The sequence below is a fragment of the Brevundimonas poindexterae genome, assembly GCF_020524625.1.
Taxonomy (GTDB): Bacteria; Pseudomonadota; Alphaproteobacteria; order Caulobacterales; family Caulobacteraceae; genus Brevundimonas; species Brevundimonas poindexterae_A.
Map to the genome: position 1 here is coordinate 373,511 of NZ_JAIVLL010000002.1, position 13,746 is coordinate 387,256.

16 protein-coding genes and 1 other RNA gene are annotated in these 13,746 nt (G+C 68.1%); 4 read left to right on the top strand and 13 right to left on the bottom strand.

Going from position 1 to position 13,746, the window contains the following annotated elements; all coding sequences use genetic code 11:
* Positions 1-56 precede the first annotated feature (56 nt).
* The 3 genes from phyK to nepR are packed head-to-tail and all read right to left on the bottom strand — an operon-like array spanning position 57 to position 2,579.
* A complete protein-coding gene (gene phyK, locus LC068_RS08120; RefSeq protein ID WP_226636178.1) occupies positions 57-1,778 on the bottom strand; it encodes a sensor histidine kinase PhyK in 1,722 nt (573 codons plus the stop codon).
* Between the two features lies 1 nt (position 1,779).
* Positions 1,780-2,382, bottom strand: coding sequence for a sigma-70 family RNA polymerase sigma factor (locus LC068_RS08125; RefSeq protein ID WP_226636179.1), 603 nt, complete (start codon positions 2,380-2,382; stop codon positions 1,780-1,782).
* On the bottom strand, positions 2,379-2,579 hold the full coding sequence (gene nepR / locus LC068_RS08130) for an anti-sigma T factor NepR (protein WP_209119122.1): 201 nt from the start codon (positions 2,577-2,579) through the stop codon (positions 2,379-2,381). The genes LC068_RS08125 and nepR overlap by 4 nt, the downstream gene beginning before the upstream one ends.
* 196 nt (positions 2,580-2,775) lie before the next feature.
* Here nepR and phyR point away from each other — a divergent pair, with 196 nt between their 5' ends.
* From phyR to LC068_RS08145, 3 genes are all read left to right on the top strand, one after another.
* Complete coding sequence (phyR, locus tag LC068_RS08135; protein ID WP_209119121.1) at positions 2,776-3,561, top strand: anti-anti sigma factor/receiver protein PhyR; 786 nt, start codon at positions 2,776-2,778, stop codon at positions 3,559-3,561.
* Positions 3,562-3,799: 238 nt separating this feature from the next.
* The gene (locus LC068_RS08140) at positions 3,800-4,816 is read left to right on the top strand and encodes an NADP-dependent oxidoreductase (protein WP_209119119.1); all 1,017 of its coding nucleotides are present in this window, start codon (positions 3,800-3,802) and stop codon (positions 4,814-4,816) included.
* A 27-nt stretch (positions 4,817-4,843) separates the two neighbouring features.
* Positions 4,844-5,269: a hotdog family protein gene (locus tag LC068_RS08145; protein ID WP_226636180.1), complete on the top strand. Its 426-nt coding sequence runs from the start codon at positions 4,844-4,846 to the stop codon at positions 5,267-5,269.
* Between the two features lie 59 nt (positions 5,270-5,328).
* On the opposite strand, the gene LC068_RS08150 is transcribed toward LC068_RS08145, so the two are convergent.
* From LC068_RS08150 to ffs, 10 genes are all read right to left on the bottom strand, one after another.
* Positions 5,329-6,297: a TraB/GumN family protein gene (locus tag LC068_RS08150; RefSeq protein ID WP_226636182.1), complete on the bottom strand. Its 969-nt coding sequence runs from the start codon at positions 6,295-6,297 to the stop codon at positions 5,329-5,331.
* Positions 6,298-6,343: 46 nt separating this feature from the next.
* Complete coding sequence (locus tag LC068_RS08155) at positions 6,344-6,925, bottom strand: hypothetical protein (protein WP_226636184.1); 582 nt, start codon at positions 6,923-6,925, stop codon at positions 6,344-6,346.
* Between the two features lie 3 nt (positions 6,926-6,928).
* A complete protein-coding gene (locus LC068_RS08160; RefSeq protein WP_209119112.1) occupies positions 6,929-7,120 on the bottom strand; it encodes a helix-turn-helix transcriptional regulator in 192 nt (63 codons plus the stop codon).
* Positions 7,121-7,127: 7 nt separating this feature from the next.
* The gene (locus LC068_RS08165) at positions 7,128-7,568 is read right to left on the bottom strand and encodes a hypothetical protein (RefSeq protein ID WP_226636186.1); all 441 of its coding nucleotides are present in this window, start codon (positions 7,566-7,568) and stop codon (positions 7,128-7,130) included.
* An 89-nt stretch (positions 7,569-7,657) separates the two neighbouring features.
* The gene (locus LC068_RS08170; RefSeq protein ID WP_226636188.1) at positions 7,658-8,890 is read right to left on the bottom strand and encodes a DNA recombination protein RmuC; all 1,233 of its coding nucleotides are present in this window, start codon (positions 8,888-8,890) and stop codon (positions 7,658-7,660) included.
* 44 nt (positions 8,891-8,934) lie between these two features.
* Positions 8,935-9,537: a recombination mediator RecR gene (gene recR, locus LC068_RS08175; protein ID WP_226636190.1), complete on the bottom strand. Its 603-nt coding sequence runs from the start codon at positions 9,535-9,537 to the stop codon at positions 8,935-8,937.
* A 7-nt stretch (positions 9,538-9,544) separates the two neighbouring features.
* Entirely contained in the window at positions 9,545-9,874 is a 330-nt protein-coding gene (locus tag LC068_RS08180; protein ID WP_226636192.1) for a YbaB/EbfC family nucleoid-associated protein, read from the bottom strand.
* Between the two features lie 46 nt (positions 9,875-9,920).
* On the bottom strand, positions 9,921-10,640 hold the full coding sequence (locus LC068_RS08185; RefSeq protein ID WP_226636195.1) for a hypothetical protein: 720 nt from the start codon (positions 10,638-10,640) through the stop codon (positions 9,921-9,923).
* A gap of 85 nt (positions 10,641-10,725) precedes the next feature.
* Entirely contained in the window at positions 10,726-12,585 is a 1,860-nt protein-coding gene (locus LC068_RS08190) for a DNA polymerase III subunit gamma/tau (protein WP_226636197.1), read from the bottom strand.
* Positions 12,586-12,646: 61 nt separating this feature from the next.
* An RNA gene (gene ffs, locus LC068_RS08195) (signal recognition particle sRNA small type) lies at positions 12,647-12,742 on the bottom strand.
* Between the two features lie 73 nt (positions 12,743-12,815).
* Between ffs and nudC the strand changes: the two genes are divergently transcribed.
* Positions 12,816-13,742, top strand: a complete 927-nt coding sequence (gene nudC / locus LC068_RS08200) for an NAD(+) diphosphatase (protein ID WP_226636199.1) — start codon at positions 12,816-12,818, stop codon at positions 13,740-13,742.
* Positions 13,743-13,746 lie beyond the last annotated feature (4 nt).

Consider the following 13,746-nt stretch of genomic DNA (forward strand, 5'->3'; position numbering starts at 1 on the left):
CCGGAAATAACACCGGACCGGCCCCCGGGTTCCCGGGCAGGTGATGGATTTGGCGACTACACGCGGGGCGTGACGAAGGTCATGCGCACACAGGTGCCGTGGGGCGACGCCCCCAACACTTCGGTCTGGCCCCGCAGCTGGCGCCCGAAGGCTGTCATCAGGGTCCGGCCCACGCCCACGGGGTCGGTTTCCGACAGGCCGGGGCCGTCGTCCTCGACCTCGAGCACACTGGTCTCGCCATCCACCTTGAACCGCACGGTCAGCGTCCCGCCCTTTTCGGCCAGGGCGTGCTTGAGCGCATTGGAGATCGCCTCGACCAGCCAAAGAGCCATGGGCGCCAGCTTGTCGGGGTCCATGATCAGGCTGTCGGCCTCGACGCGGCTGCTGACGGCCGGGCCACGCCCCACCTCGCTGGCGACCAGTTGGCCCGCCAGATCATTCAGGAAGACCTTGGCGTCCGCGTGCCGGATGTCCTCGCTCTGGTAGAGGGTCCGGTAGATCAGGGCGAGCGCCGAAATCCGGTGGCGGGTGTCGCCCAGGGCCACCTTGGCCGCATCGTCGTTCAGGGCCCGCTGCTGCAGGCTGAGCAGCGAGGAGATGATCTGCAGATTGTTCTTCACCCGGTGGTGGATCTCGCGCATCAGCACGTCCTTCTCCGCCAGGCTGTCCAGCAGGGACTGGTCGCGGGCAGAGACGGCTTCGGCCAGACCGTCGAGGGTCTCGGCCAGCACGCGGATTTCGGTCGGGGCGTTCACCGCGGCCACGGGGCGAACGGTGAAGCGACCCCGGGTGTAGAGCGCGGCCACCCGCTCCAGATAATCCAGCCAGCGCACAACGACGCGCTCGGACACCAGAATGACGGCCGCGAACACCGTGAACCACACGGCCATGGGCAACAGGATCGATCCGATCGGATTCAGCCGGGCCCAGGACAGGATGCCCGGAGAGGGCGCCGCCAGCAGGACATAGACATCCTGACCCGACAGGCTGGCCCCCGCATAGGCGCGCCGGTGGCCGTCGGCATCCCTCAGCTCGACGACGGGGTTTGTGCCGGCCGCCACGCCCGAAAACCAGCTGGCGAGGCGGCTGTTCGGGCCGCTCATGTCGAACGCTTCGGGATCGGTGGCCACCAGGATCTGTCCCTGCGAGTCGACGAGCGCGGCCTCCGTCCCCTCTGGCAGGGCCCGGTCGGCGGTATCGGGCTGCAGGCCTTCCAGCGGGATGGCGGCCGCCATGGCGCCGTCAAACCGCCCCATGGGCCGCTCCAGTCTCAGCCCTGCTACCAGCGCCGGCCGGTCGCGGATCGAGCGCGCCACCACCCATTTCTCGCCGGATTTCAGACGCTCGAACCAGGGACGCCCCCGGACATCGGTCAGGGCCGCGGCTCCGGCACTGCACGTCACCGTGCCCTGGGCGCTGACCCGGACCAGATTCGCATAGCCTTCCAGACGCCCCAGCAGGGCGCCGAGGCGTTCCTCGCAGAAGGGAGACTCGCCTTCCAGCCGCAGGGCCTGCAGCAGGGTGGTCGCCCCTTCCAGCCGCGTGCGGGCCGAGGTCGCGCTGCGTTCAGCGGCGAGCTGGAGGTCCAGACGGCGCTCGCGGGCCTGGTCGCGGAAGTCGGCATCGACCTGAAAGGCGCTGAGCACCAGAAACGGCACCAGCGCCCAGGCCATGGCGACGCCCAGCCGGAAGCGGATTCCCTGGAATTTCTGGCGGGAGAGGCCCTTGCCCCAGCGCCGACCGAACCGCCGACCGAAGGCGCGACCCAGCCTGCGCATCCTACTGGCTGTACCCGCCGCTCAGACGGTCAGCTGCACCCAGAATCGAGGCCATGGCGTCACCGGCGGCCTTGCCATCCCGGTCGTAGCCGCCGCTTTCGAGCACGCCCAGCAGGGCCTTGCGGGCGCGGCTGACGCGGCTTTTCACTGTGCCGACGGCACAGTCACAGATGGCGGCCGCTTCTTCATAGGCAAAGCCGCCGGCGCCGACGAGGATCAGGGCTTCCCGCTGTTCTTCGGGCAGGGAGGCCAGGGCCAGCCGCAGCTCATCCAGCGCCACCGGTGCTTCAGGGTTGTCGACGGCGACCAGGGTACGCTCGGCTGCTTCCTGATCCAGCTGCGACTGGCGCCAGGAGCGGCGCTTGTCGGAGTAGAACTGGTTGCGCAGGATCATGAAGGTCCAGGCCTTCATGTTCGTGCCCATCTGGAAGCTGGCGCGGGCGTCCCACGCCTTGACCATGGCATCCTGGGCAAGATCGTCCGCAGCCGTCGCATCGCCCGTCAGGGTGCGCGCAAAGGCCCGCAGATGCGGGATCAGGGTCACCAGCTCGGCCTTGAAGGCGTTGTCGTCAGAGGAGGGCGGTTTGGGTGCAGGACTGCTCATTCGCCACCTTCACCGGCAGCGCGACTGTCGGCCCGGCGCAGGATGTCGAGAAACTCATCGGGAACCGGCTCGTTCACGACCTCGTCGAAGATGTGACGCAGCTTGACCCCGATCGCCTGCTGGCGAAGCCGGGCCTCCTCGAGATCTTCGGAACTGGCGTCATCAATCGGATGGCCGGTTTTGGATTTTTCAGTCATGAACGGCTGTCTGCCCCTTGAATGCCGGTCGTCATTAACGCCACCTTGGGCGGCGGGTTCCGCAGGATGCCGCCATTTTTTGCGTCGCAGCGAAAGGCCTGCGGAACCTTGGCTGTTAAGCCGCGTTTTGCCTGCTTGTCACCACCTGACGTAAGGCGTCGGGGGTGAAGAACCATCAGTCGGGAATGTCATATCCATGAGTCTGCTTGCCAGGTTGGCCCCTCACCTTCCGTACGTCCGCCGCTACGCCCGTGCCCTGACCGGCGACCAGACCACAGGTGACAACTACGTCCGCGTGGCGCTGGAGGCGCTCGCGGCCGGCGAGCGCCAGCTGTCGCAGGACATGACCCCGCGGGTGGCCCTCTATCACGTGTTCCACGCCATCTGGACGACGACCGGGGCGCAGCTGGAGGGTCGCGGCGGCAGCGGCGACGAAGCCTCGCGTCGCCTGATGCGGATTTCGCCGCGTTCGCGGCAGGCCTTCCTGCTCACCGCCCTCGAAGGGTTCACCCCGTCCGAGACCGCCCAGATCCTCGGATCGGACGTCCCCTCGGTCGAAGCCCTGATCAGCGAGGCCCAGGCCGACATCGACGCCGAACTGGCGACCGACGTGCTGATCATCGAGGACGAGGCCATCATCTCGGCCGATATCGAGAGCCTGGTGAAGGATCTGGGTCACCGCGTGACCGCCACCGCCACCACCCATGACGAGGCGGTCGACGCCGTGTCGCGCCACAAGCCGGGTCTGGTTCTGGCCGATATCCAGCTGGCCGACGGCTCGTCCGGCATCGATGCGGTCAAGGACATCCTGAAGGCGATCGACGTGCCGGTGATCTTCATCACCGCCTTCCCGGAGCGCCTGCTGACCGGCGAACGCCCCGAGCCGACCTTCCTGATCACCAAGCCCTTCCAGCCCGAAACCGTGAAGGCCGCCATCAGCCAGGCGCTGTTCTTCCACCCGGGCCGGAAAGAGCTGGCCTGATTTTTTTTCGCTCTGTGCGGGAACCGGAGTTTTCGGTCCGCATTCTCAAATGTGCGGAGGCGGCGACGCCCCCCCGACAGAGACCGGTTCACTCCGGTCAGTCGCCTCCGCGCCTCATTCTCGATGATACCCCCTGAAGGCGGATCCTGGCGATCCGCCTTCTTTTTTGCCTTCGGGCCTCGACATGTGGCGCAGGGCCGCCATGATCCCGTTCGCAAAGAAAACGCAGGAGACGTTCATGACCCGCACGAACCGCCAATGGGTGCTTCGCCGCCGGCCGCAGGGCCTGATTCAGGATGGCGACCTTGAGCTGGTCGAGAGCCCCGTCGGAGAACCCGGCGAAGGCGAGGTGCTGGTCCGCACCATCTATCTGTCGCTGGACCCGACCAACCGGACCTGGATGAATGACTCCGAAGGGTATCTGCCGCCCGTGGGTCTGGGCGATGTCATGCGCGGCCTGACGCTGGGCGTGGTCGAGGCGACCCGCTCGGAGCGGTTCAAGGAGGGCGATCTGGTCATGCCCCAGTCGGGCGGCTGGGCCGACTATGCCATCGTGCCTGACAGCCAGCTGCGCCCCGTTCACCGCTTCCCGGGCCTGCCGCTGACGGCCAATCTGTCGGTGCTGGGCATGACCGGCCTGACCGCCTGGGCCGGGGTGACGGACGTGCTGCGCCCCGAGCCGGGCCAGACCATGGTGATCTCGGCCGCCGCCGGGGCCGTGGGCTCGATCGCCGGCCAGATCGCCAAACAGAAGGGTGCCCGCGTGATCGGCATCGCCGGGGGCGCTGACAAGGGCCGCTGGCTGACGGAGGAGCTCGGCTTCGATGCCTCGATCGACTACAAGAACGAGGATGTCGGCGAGGCGCTGGACCGTCTGGCCCCGGACGGCATCGACCTGAATTTCGAGAACGTCGGCGGCGACATCATGATCGCCGTCTGGAACCGGCTGAACACCCACGCGCGGATGGCCGTCTGCGGCCTGATCTCGGCCTATAACGCGACGCGCATGCCGCCCTCGCCGAACTTCTCGCGGATCATCACCCACCGGCTGGAGGTGCGTGGCTTCCTCGTGCTCGACTATGCCCACCGCGCGAAGGAGATGGTCAGCGAGGTCGGTCCCTGGCTGGCGGACGGCAGCGTGAAGTGGAAGGTCCACGTCGACCACGGGCTGGAAGGCGCCGTTACCTCGCTGAACCGCTTGTTCACGGGCGACCACGACGGCAAACTGCTGGTCCGCGTCTCCGAGGAGCCGTAACGCCGCACGCACGAAAGGCAGGGGCCGATGAGCGAAACCGGATCGGAGGACCCCTTCCGGGTCTGTTTCGAGGATCTGTCGGTCGGACAGGTCGTGCCACTCGGCGCGTGCAGTGTGGATGCCGAGGCCCTGTCCACGTTCGTCTCGACCTTTGCGCCGCGCTGGCCGGTCGAGGCGGGGGCGCCGCCGGCCATGGTCTATGCCCTGTGGACGCGCCTGTTCACCGAGAAGTCCAGCCACTGGGCCCAGACCAAGGTGCTGGCCGTCGACGGCCTGCGCTATATGCGCGATCCCCCGGCCGGCGAGCTGCTGCGCGGGCGGATGACGGTGATGGGCAAGGACCCCGTCGGCGACGACAAGGGCATCGTTATCGCCCAGCATGACCTGCTGGACGAAGGCGGGCGGCTGGTCTTCTCGTGCCTGACCCGCGCCCTGTTCACCCGCCGCACCTGACACGGAAACGCCCGACCCGGAGACCGGATCGGGCGTTCGTCTGTCCGCAGGCCTGAGGCTTACTGGACGCGTTCGACGGTGTAGCCGCGCTGTTCCAGCAGGGCCTGGACGCTGTCGTCACCGGCGAGGTGGGCCGAGCCGACGGCGATGAAGATCACGCCTTCACCCTCCATCATGGTGTCGATCTGGCCCGCCCAGTTGGCATTCCGCCGGACCAGCAGGGTCTGGTAGAACGGCTCGCTCTCCTCGCGCATCGGGGTCACGCCGATCGCCTCAAGGGCCTCGACATCGCCGGCGGCCCAGGCCGCGACCAGACGATCCAGTTCGACCGTCGCGGATTCATAGTCGTCCAGAACCGAGCGCAGGAAGCCCATCTGGCCCTCCTCCGGCATGCCGGCCAGGATCTGGATCTGCTCTTCCATGGTCTCAAGACCATCGACGGGCTTGCCGGCTTCCAGGGCGCGGGCCCGCAGCACCAGTTCGACGCCGGACTGCGGGTCGTAGCCGGCCTTGGCCAGCGGGGCCATCGACAGCGTCAGGCCCGCCAGCCAGGGGCGCATCGGCTCCAGCATGGCGCCGGTCATGCCCATGTCGCCGGCGGCCGTGTTGAGCTTGGCCTGCTCCTCGGCCGTGAGACGGCTGGAGAGCGGGGTCTCCATATCGATGCCATAGCGCTGGATGAGCGGCATGGCGGCGGCCTGGTCGTCCGGATTGCTGATCTCGAACAGGACCCGGTCAGCGCTGGCAAAGGCCTTATCGACCGCATCGGAGTGCCAGGCCGTTTCGGGCCGCAGGATGTGGACCGTGCCGAACAGATAGATGGTGGAGTCTTCATCGCGCAGCACCCACAGCGCCGGGCTTCCGTCCGGGGCGGAGGTCAGGGCGACGTCCTGGGCATAGGCGGCTTCGGGGGCGCCGCCGATGACGGCGAGGCCGAGGCCGAGGCCGAGCGCAGCGGCCGTGGCGGTGGTCATCAGGCGACGGCCGAGCCCGAGGGTCGAGGCGGTGAAGGATTGAACGAGGGTCATGGGTGATCCTTTCAAGATCAAGGGGAAGTCGGAAGGTTGGAAAAGGTCAGTGGATGCCGCGTCGGGCGGCGGTGAGAGCCGAGGCCACCATGTAGACGGCCAGCAGGATGCCGATCATGCCCCAGGCGGTCATGCCCTCGACCAGCTCCAGCCGTTCGGCGGCGGCATAGACGAACAGAGCCAGTTGCAGGGTCCAGAAGGACAAGGCCCCGGTCTCGACGATGATCCGCCGCAGCATTTCGTCGGCCTGGCGCCAGAGCATCACATTGGCGACAGTCTGGATGACCAGCAGCACCAGCACACCGGCCATGGCCACCTCGGCCGACACCCAGTCGGCGCCATAGATGGGCAGGATCAGCATCAACCCTGCCAGCCCCATGACCGAGGTCTGCAGAAGGCCGCAGCCCTTGGCCACGATGGTCGGCCGCGCCACGACGATGACGGTCATGACGACCGACAGTGCGATCAATACCACCCCGATAAACAGGTTCAGGGCATCATCCTCGGGCATGGCCGAGACATCGATGTAGCGGGCGGTTGCAGAGCCCACGGCAGCCCCGAGAAGGGCGAGCCCCACCATGCCGGCGATCTTGAGGGCCTTGTTCGGGCCGGTTTGTTCGGACGTCACGGATCAGTCCTCCAGAAAGATGGATTCAATGGGTTGTTCAAAGACGCGGGCGATCTTGAAGGCCAGCGGCAGCGACGGGTCATAGCGGCCGGTTTCGAGCGCATTGACGGTCTGGCGGGAGACCCCCAGCCTGTCGGCCAGCTCGGCCTGGCTCCAGTTGCGTTCGGCGCGCAGCACCTTGAGACGATTGTTCATGACGCCCTCACCGGTGCCTTAGCCACCAGAAGGCCCAGGCGACGAGATAGCCGGTGAACTGGGCCCCGAGCGTCAGGCCGATGCCCGTCACAATCAGGTCCGCAGGGTCTCCGGGCATTTCCGACGGGACGAGGTCGATGACGTTCCAGGTGGTCAGGATCAGCAGACCCATGACGACACCGATGCCGGCCGACCCACCCCAGTACCACGCCCATTTGTGGGCCTCGCGCACCGCCTCGTCCGCGCCCCGCCACCAGGCGACGCAGATCCAGATGAGGGCCACGCTACACAGGACCATCAGGCCGATCTGAAGCTCGTCCGCGACCGCGCCCCCGAAGCTGTCAATCAGGGCGGACGCCAGTCCGACCACCATCCCCAGACCTCCACAGAGGCCCAGCATGCCGAGGTAGCCAAGGCGGCGGCGCTTTCGGATGGGTTGGTCGTTCATGGGAAACCCCTTATCAATCTGACAAGGGTGTTTTACATCAGCGCGCCGCCATGTCAAGCGACCTTGTCAAAAAGTCTGCAAGCCTTGTCTTAACCCTCTGAAGCGCCGGTTTCCGGGGATTTCAGCAGCTCCGGCCGGCTGAGCGTGCGGGGCGCGCTTTCGACCGGCGACAGGTCCGGCAGGTCCTTGCCCTCGTGGTCGACCTTGAGATCCTCGAACCGTCGTGCCGACACCATGACCTGGCTTTCCAGCGAGCCGACGAACTGGTTGTAGCGACCGACGGCCGCGTCCAGCGCCTTGCCGACCGAGGCGGCGTGACCGCCCATCACCGACAGGCGCTTGTACAGCTCCTTGCCCAGCCGGGCGACGTCTTCGGCATTTCGGGTCTGCTCCTCGGCGCGCCAGCCATAGGCCACGGCCTTGCATAGGGCGAACAGCGTGGTCGGGGTCACGATCACCACGCGCGAGGCCATGGCCTGGGTCATCAGATCGGGCTCATGATCCAGCGCAGCGGACAGGAAGGCATCGCCGGGCACGAACATGGCGACGAAGTCGGGGCTGGGCTGGAACTGGTCCTGATAGGCCTTGGACGCCAGCTGGCGCACATGGGTCTTCATGCTGGCCGCCGTACGGACCGAGGCAGCGTGCTGGCGCTGCTCCTCGTCGCCCTCCCCCTCATCGGCAAAGGCCAGCGGCACCTTGGCGTCGATCACGAACATGCCGCCGCCCGGCAGGCGCACGATGAAGTCGGGCCGCTGCTGGCGCCCGGCGTCGTCCGCGCTGGACGTCTGTTCCTCGAAGTCGAAACGGCCGGCCATGCCGGCGGCCTCCAGCACATTGCGACAGGTCTGCTCGCCCCAGCGTCCGCGTCGCCCCGTGTTGCCGCGCAGGGCCTCGGTCAGCTTGCGCGCCTCGTCGCGCGTGGCCGAGGACGCCGACATCAGCGCGGCCAGCTCGCTCTTCAGTCCGCCCATGTCGCGGGCGCGGACCTGTTCCAGCTGGGCCACCTGGGCCTCGAACTTCCTGAGTGTATCGGCGACAGGCTTCAGCTGGGCCTCGATACGGGTCTGGCTGACCCGGCCCTCGGCGCGGAAGGTTTCGGTCGCCCGGCTGACCAGACGCTCCGCGACCGTCTCGGCCGAGGCCGCCGCCTGGGCCTTCAGCAGGTCGGTCAGGGTCTCGCGACTCTCCTGCATCAACGCCAGCCGCTCTTCCGCCGCCACAAGGGACGACCGGCTCTTCTGCCAGCCCGCATAGGCCCACAGGAAACCGCTGCCCGACAGGACGGCGACCGCGATCAGGATCATCTCAAGCGTGTTCATGCTCCGTTCCTAACCTGAGTCAGGAAGCGGGGAAAGGCGCAGCCCTACGTCGGACGCCTTGCGCGCATGGCCTGGATGATGGTGCCGTCGTCCAGCCAGTCGAGGTCGCCACCGACCGGCACGCCGCGCGCCAGAGAGGTCACGCTGACCCCGGCATCGGCCAGCCGTTCGGCGATATAGTGGGCGGTCGTCTGGCCATCGACCGTGGCCGGCAGGGCCAGCACCACCTCGCGCACGCCGCCCTCACCCACACGCGCGACCAGCTCACCGAGGCGGAGCGCATCGGGTCCCACCCCGTCCAGCGCCGACAGCAGGCCACCCAGCACATGATAGCGACCCCGGAACGCGCCCGACCGCTCCATGGCCCACAGGGCGCCGGCCTCCTCGACCACGCAGATCAGGCCGGCGTCGCGCGCGGGATCGGAGCACAGGGTGCAGGGGTCGCGGGTATCGGGTGCGCCGCAGATCGAACAGGATTTCACCTTGTCCGCCGTCTCGGCCAGCGAGGCCGCCAGCGGCAGCAGCAGCTGTTCGCGCCGCTTGAGCAGCGCCAGCGCCGCGCGCCGGGCCGAGCGCGGCCCCAGCCCGGGCAGTTTCGACAGCAGACCGATCAGCCGCTCGATCTCGGGTCCGGCAGACGCGGCCACAGGCGGATCAGGACAGCTTGGGCATGCCGGGGATATTCATCCCGGCCATGGGGCCGGCGGCCTCGCGCATCAGCTCGCCATTGGCCTCGTCCAGCTTGCGCTTGGCATCCGCATGGGCGGCGACGATCAGGTCGGCCAGGATGTCCTGTTCGCCGGCCACCATCAGGCTCTCGTCGATCTGCACGCGGGTGACTTCGCCGGGGCCCTTCAGGCTGACGGTCACCAGTCCGCCGCCCGAGGTGCCCTCGGCGGTGGTTTCGGCCATCTTCGCCTGGGCGTCCTGCAGCTTTTGCTGCATCGCCTGGGCCTGTTGCATCAGTTGGGTCAGGTCTTTCATGACCCCTATCTAGGACGAAGCGGACCGTTCCGACAGGGGGTCCTGCTCAGGGGGCCGGGTCTGTCGCGGGCTCGCCGCCGAGGTAGGCGTCGATGGCGAGGGATTCGATCTCGGCCGCCATGGCATTCAGGGCGTCGAGCCGCTCAAGGCCGATCCGGCTGGACAGGGCGTAGCCGTCCTCCTCGCTCGCCACGGCGCCGCCGGTCGTGACCTCGAGATAGGCGTCGGGCCCCTCCAGCACCAGCCAGGAGGCATAGACCCAGGCATCCTCGAAATCAGGGCTCTGCCCGGCGATGATGCAGCGGTGCCCCGAAAGTCCATTCACCTCAAGTCGCTCGAAGCGGATCACGGGGATGTTCCGGTTGGCGGAGGCGCACGCCTGGGCGTCGGCGTGGACCGGGCGCCGCTTGCGCGCGTCTTCGTCCGCCTCACCCGAGTCCAGACCTTCAGGGTCCTTCACGCCATACATCTCGAAGTCGACGGTGAACCCGTAGTTGCCCTCGTCCGGCAGGTCCTTGAAGACGTCGCCCAGCAGCGCCTGCATCATCGGCCGGATCGAAAAACTCTCGACGTCAAACTGCTCTGCGAGCGCCGCAAACGACTCATCGAGCTGGCGCGCGAGATCATCGATCACCGCCCGTTCGTCATCGGAGATGCTGTTCGAGGACGGGGCAGCCTCGACCGGATCCGTCTCCTGCGCCGCTGCGGCCCCGGCCGCCCCCATCAGCATGAGGGCCGATAGCCCTCCCAACAGCCAGCCCCGCATGTCCGCCTCCCGGATTGAATGTCCGGCGAGACTAGATCAGCGATCAGGGTTCGCCCATGGGCGCAGGCCGTCCTGACAGGTTCCGTCAGGTGTCGTCGGTGCCCGCCTCGTCATCGCCTTCATCGGGGATGGACGGCAGCGACACGGCGGGCGCGAGGTCGCGGATTTCGCCCAGTTCGGCACCGGGGAAAGCCTCCAGCACCGAGCGGATGAAGGGATCGGCCTCGACGTCGGCGCGACGCTTCTCGCGGGCGCGGCGCTCCTGCTCTATCAGGGTCTCGCCCCCGCCCTGGCCATTGGCGGCGACCAGCCAGGTACGACCGGTCCAGTCCTTGAGCCGGCTGGCCAGCTTGCGCGCCAGATCGGGCGGCGTGCCCTGCACCGGCTCGAACGTCAGGGCGCCGGGGCGAAAGGCCACGGGCCGGACATAGCGTTCGACGTCCAGCTTGAGCGCGATCTCGCGCTTTTCATCGATCAGGGCGACCACCGCCTCGAAGGTCTGGGGATCGGGCAGGGCCGGCTGGGCCACGGTCATCGGCCGGGCCAGGGTCGCCTGGCTCCCGCCGCCGGAACCGCCGCCACCCCCACCGCGAGGCGCGGGGCCGCCGTCCAGTCCCTCGCCGGACTTCAGGGCCTTGAGCGCCTCTTCCGGGCCCGGCAGATCGGCGGCATAGGCCAGCCGGATCAGGGCCATCTCCACCGCCTCGGCGGGATTGGGGGCGCGGCGGGTTTCTTCCAGCCCGCGCAGAAGCATCTGCCAGACCCGCGACAGGGTGCCGGCCGACAGGCCCGCCCCCAGCGCCGCCAGAATAGCCGCCTGATCGCCCGGCAGACGGGTCGCCTCAGGGCCCAGCATCTTGGCGACCGAGGCCGCGTGGCAGTGCTCCAGCAGATCGCCCATGACCTGCACCGGATCGGCGCCATAGCCATAGAGGTCGCGAAACATCTCCAGCGCCTCGGGCGTGCGCCCGCCCATGACGGTTTCAAACAGGGCGATGGTCCGGGTGCGGTCGGCGAGACCCAGCATGTCCCGCACAACCTCGGCCTTGACCGCCTCACCCTCCCCACCCTGGACGAGGGCCTGGTCCAGCAGCGACAGGCCGTCGCGCACCGAGCCTTCCGCTGCGCGCGCGATCAGGGCCAGCGCATCGCGCTCGATCGCCATGCCCTCCTTCTGGGCCACGCGTCCCAGATGTTCGATCAGGATTTCCGGCTCCACCCGTCGCAGGTCGAACCGCTGGCAGCGGCTGAGGATGGTGACGGGCACCTTGCGGATCTCGGTGGTCGCAAAGATGAATTTGGCGTGGGGCGGGGGCTCTTCCAGCGTTTTCAGCAGGGCGTTGAAGGCCTGGTTCGAGAGCATGTGCACTTCGTCGAGCACATAGACCTTGTAGCGCGCCTCGACCGGGGCATAGCGCACACTGTCCAGGATCTCGCGGATGTCGCCCACGCCGGTGTGGCTGGCGGCGTCCATCTCCATGACGTCCATGTGCTGGCCCGCCATGATCGCCGCATCGTGCCGCCCATCCGGCGTCAGGGCCAGCGACGGCCTGTCGATGCCGGGGGCCTGGTTGTTGAGCGCCCGGGCCAGCAGGCGCGCCGTCGTGGTCTTTCCGACCCCCCGCACCCCGGTCAGCATGAAGGCGTGGGCGATCCGGCCGGTCTCGAAGGCGTGGGTCAGGGTGCGGACCATGGCCTCCTGGCCGATCAGGTCCTCGAAGGTGGTCGGGCGGTATTTGCGCGCCAGCACCTGATAGGCGGCCGACGGCGCCTCCCGGGCTGGCGCGGGCTCGGGCAGGGCCGCCAGCGCGGGTTCGGGCGCGGGGGCCGGCTCCGGCGCGGGCGGCGCGCCGAACATGTCATCGGTATTCGGGTCGCGTTCGACGATCTCCGCGTCCGGGGCGTCGTCTTCATCCAACGGCGGAATCGGGTCCATCTCGCTCATGGCCTTGTCATAGCCCGTGACACGATGCCGGGCGAGGCCGGATGACGGTTTTGCTGAGAGAGAAGGTTGGAGACCGCGACCCGAAGGGGAATTCGTTGTGGCTGCTGCCTTCCGGCCCTGACCAGGTTGGCGAAGCCTTCGCCCGCGATCTCCACCCCCGATATGCGCGTTCAGGGGCGTGAGATCAAGATGCCTTACGGCGCGAATGCCGACGGGGTATGGAGGGCGCCATGTCCCGGCCGCTCATTACCGCCTTTTCCGCTTCCCCTCTCGACCGGGGCGGCGACAGTCGCAACGATCCCGACTGGATGGCCGCACGCCGGGCCGATCCTGCGGCTCTGGCCATGGTGATGATCGACGGTCGCCCCCGGCTGGAACCCGTCGGGGATCAAGAGCGACTGGCCTGGGCGCCGCTGGCCCGCCTGTCATCGCTGTGCACCGACGAGCCGGTCTTCCTCGGCCTGTGGAAGGAGGCCCCGGTATTTGCCTGTTCGGTGCCGGAGGGCCGTCTCGCCGACCTCGAGACCCTCATGGGGCCGGGCGACCATCCGGACATGCGGGCAGCCGCCCCGCGTCTGCCCGCCGGAGATCTGGCCATGGCGGGGGCGGCCAAGGGGCTGTTCGACTGGCATGGTCGAAACCGGTTCTGCCCCGGCTGCGGCCGCGAGACCGGGATGGCCTCGGGCGGCTGGCGCCGCGCCTGCGAAGCCTGCGGCGCGGAGCATTATCCGCGGGTGGACCCGGTCTGCATCATGCTGCCGGTCTATAACGGGGGCGCCGAGCCGATATGCCTGCTGGGACGCCAGGCCGCCTGGCCGGCCGGGCGGATGTCGGCGCTGGCCGGTTTCATGGAGCCCGGCGAAAGCCTTGAGGAGGCCTGCGCCCGTGAGGTGAAGGAAGAAGCCGGGCTGACCGTCACCAACGTCCGCTACCTCGCCAGTCAGCCCTGGCCGTTTCCGCACCAACTGATGATCGGCCTGATCGCCGAGGTCAGCGACAATGACGCCCAGCCGGACCTGACAGAACTGGAAGCCGTGCGCTGGCTGACCCGCGACGAGGCCCGTCAGGTACTGGAAGGGCGCCACCCCGATGTGGTGGCGCCCTATCCCTTTGCGATCGCCCACAGCCTGCTCAAGGCCTGGGTCGACGATGTCTGAACTC

What these genes read in the sequence shown, in the direction of transcription:
- phyK (WP_226636178.1), bottom strand. Translation starts at nt 1,778, where the DNA reads ATGCGCAGGCTGGGTCGCGCCTTCGGTCGGCGGTTCGGTCGGCGCTGG.
- LC068_RS08125 (WP_226636179.1), bottom strand. Translation starts at nt 2,382, where the DNA reads ATGAGCAGTCCTGCACCCAAACCGCCCTCCTCTGACGACAACGCCTTC.
- nepR (WP_209119122.1), bottom strand. Translation starts at nt 2,579, where the DNA reads ATGACTGAAAAATCCAAAACCGGCCATCCGATTGATGACGCCAGTTCC.
- phyR (WP_209119121.1), top strand. Translation starts at nt 2,776, where the DNA reads ATGAGTCTGCTTGCCAGGTTGGCCCCTCACCTTCCGTACGTCCGCCGC.
- LC068_RS08140 (WP_209119119.1), top strand. Translation starts at nt 3,800, where the DNA reads ATGACCCGCACGAACCGCCAATGGGTGCTTCGCCGCCGGCCGCAGGGC.
- LC068_RS08145 (WP_226636180.1), top strand. Translation starts at nt 4,844, where the DNA reads ATGAGCGAAACCGGATCGGAGGACCCCTTCCGGGTCTGTTTCGAGGAT.
- LC068_RS08150 (WP_226636182.1), bottom strand. Translation starts at nt 6,297, where the DNA reads ATGACCCTCGTTCAATCCTTCACCGCCTCGACCCTCGGGCTCGGCCGT.
- LC068_RS08160 (WP_209119112.1), bottom strand. Translation starts at nt 7,120, where the DNA reads ATGAACAATCGTCTCAAGGTGCTGCGCGCCGAACGCAACTGGAGCCAG.
- LC068_RS08165 (WP_226636186.1), bottom strand. Translation starts at nt 7,568, where the DNA reads ATGAACGACCAACCCATCCGAAAGCGCCGCCGCCTTGGCTACCTCGGC.
- LC068_RS08170 (WP_226636188.1), bottom strand. Translation starts at nt 8,890, where the DNA reads ATGAACACGCTTGAGATGATCCTGATCGCGGTCGCCGTCCTGTCGGGC.
- LC068_RS08180 (WP_226636192.1), bottom strand. Translation starts at nt 9,874, where the DNA reads ATGAAAGACCTGACCCAACTGATGCAACAGGCCCAGGCGATGCAGCAA.
- LC068_RS08185 (WP_226636195.1), bottom strand. Translation starts at nt 10,640, where the DNA reads ATGCGGGGCTGGCTGTTGGGAGGGCTATCGGCCCTCATGCTGATGGGG.
- LC068_RS08190 (WP_226636197.1), bottom strand. Translation starts at nt 12,585, where the DNA reads ATGAGCGAGATGGACCCGATTCCGCCGTTGGATGAAGACGACGCCCCG.
- nudC (WP_226636199.1), top strand. Translation starts at nt 12,816, where the DNA reads ATGTCCCGGCCGCTCATTACCGCCTTTTCCGCTTCCCCTCTCGACCGG.